The sequence below is a fragment of the Campylobacter sp. CNRCH_2016_3089 genome (assembly GCF_025772505.1).
GTDB lineage: Bacteria > Campylobacterota > Campylobacteria > Campylobacterales > Campylobacteraceae > Campylobacter_D > Campylobacter_D lari_D.
On sequence record NZ_JAKMSF010000032.1, the window covers coordinates 1 to 2,026 of the forward strand.

Below are 2,026 nucleotides of genomic sequence, written 5' to 3' on the forward strand. Positions count from 1 at the left end.
AAGATAGACTTTCATACTACTCCTTATAAACAAAGCACTTTAGGGGATAATATTTTTGATGAGAGAATGACTCATGTAGTAGGAGCTTATACTTATAATGGCAATGCTAAAAATAATAAGGTTATTATAGATGGAGCTTCTTTATTAGTTCATGGTCCAAGTGGAGCATATTCAACATCAGCTGCTACTCACTTAGGAGGAGCTTTTGTAGATGTAAATAACAATCAAAGCTATGAAGTAAGCAATAATAGTGTAATTATTAATGATTTAAAACTAGATTTAAGAGTAGATACTAAAAATACTCCATTAGCATACAATGCTATTTTAGTAGGAGCAGTTTATGGGGGTAGGATTATAGAAGGTAATGCATATAGAAATGTTATTATTATTAAGGATTTACAAACCTTATTAGCATTAAATACCAATATAGAAGTAAAAGCACTCTTAGACTTTTATGCAGGTATAACTAATAATGGTATGGCTAATGATAATGTTATTTATATGAATTTGAAAAAGCCATTTGAAATCAATTTTAATTTTACCGGTAAAGATGAAATCAATCTTTATGGCGGAGTAGCTACTAAAGGAGCTAGTAGAAATAGTATAAATATAGAAGGAAGTATTACTCAAGGAGTAACAGATAAAAAAAGATATGATAAGATTAATATTATTGCTGCACAAACTCTAAGCTCCAAAGCAAATAATAATAGTATTAATATCAGTAATTCTAATTCTGATATTCCTATGTTTTTATATGCAGTTATGTCTGAAGATGGTAAATATTATGCAAGTAGTGCTAATGCTAATAGTATAGTTTTAGATAATGTAAAATCAGGTAGAAACCTCACTGCTATTATAGAAGCTGATAATTTAGAAAAAAACACTATAAAATATAATATGGTGCAATCTTTATCTAATGCTTCTAATATAGATAAAGGTTCTAAAATCATTTTAAGAGCTAATGAAAATGCTAATGATAATACTTTAAATATTAAAGATTATTCAAGTGCAGCTAGTTCTAATGTATATATTATTAATGCAAAAAATGAAAGTGCTAATAATACTTTTATCTTTGATAACTTAGCCCTAGGTACAGCTTCTGATAAAAGAGAAGGGGAAATAATAATTAGTGCAGGTATAGCCAAGAATACTCATGATAATTATACTCATATAAATAATTTAAATATAGATGAGTATAAAAACAACAAAGCTATATTTATAAGCGCTTCTGGAGTATATAGTGAAAATGATAAAAGCTATAATAATACTTTATACTTAAGTGGTAATACTAATATTTTTAACAATACCAATATAGAAGTATTAGCAGGAAGTTTTTTACAAATTAAAGAAGATAATAACTTTGTATCAAAAGTTCTAACACATAAAAATGGTACTAATAATCATTTAGTATTAAATACAAATATAAAAGCAAATACTATTAATAACTTTGATCATTATAGCTTTATCTTAAAAGATGATACTAAAGCTTATTTAAATGCTAAAGAAGTGATTAATCTTTCTAAAGATAGTTCTATTAATGTATATACAAACAATAATGTAAAAAATAAAAGCTTTATTTTAATGCAAAGTGAAAAAGGCTTTGTAGATGCAAATAATAAACACTTAAATCAAAAAGACTTACAAAGCTTATTAGAAACTATCACTAAAAACAATCAAAGCTTACATAAAAACATCAAAGCAAAAGTTCAAAAAGCTAAATACACTCTAAGTGTAAGTAAAGATGCAAAAAGCATAGTAGTAAATTTATATTAAAAAAATAATACACAAAAAGGAGCCAATATGAAAAAACTATCAAATCACATCATACTCTCAGGCATAACTGTATCAATGCTATTTTCTCCACTAATGGCTTTACCTAGTGGAGGTAAATTTACTCACGGGACTAGTGGAACTATAACTTCTGGTAATGGTCATATGCAAATTAATGGCAAAGAAACAAACTCCGTCATACAATGGGGTGGTGGCTTTAGTATAGGCCAAGGTGAAAGTGTAAATTTTAATGGAA

1 protein-coding gene and 1 pseudogene are annotated in these 2,026 nt (G+C 26.9%); both read left to right on the forward strand.

Features of this window, described 5'->3' with window-relative positions:
* Positions 1-1,773: hypothetical protein (locus L8W69_RS09065; RefSeq protein WP_263666976.1), on the forward strand; the 1,773-nt coding region annotated here is incomplete at its 5' end.
* A 27-nt stretch (positions 1,774-1,800) separates the two neighbouring features.
* A pseudogene (locus tag L8W69_RS09070) lies at positions 1,801-2,026 on the forward strand (hemagglutination protein); the annotation flags it as partial.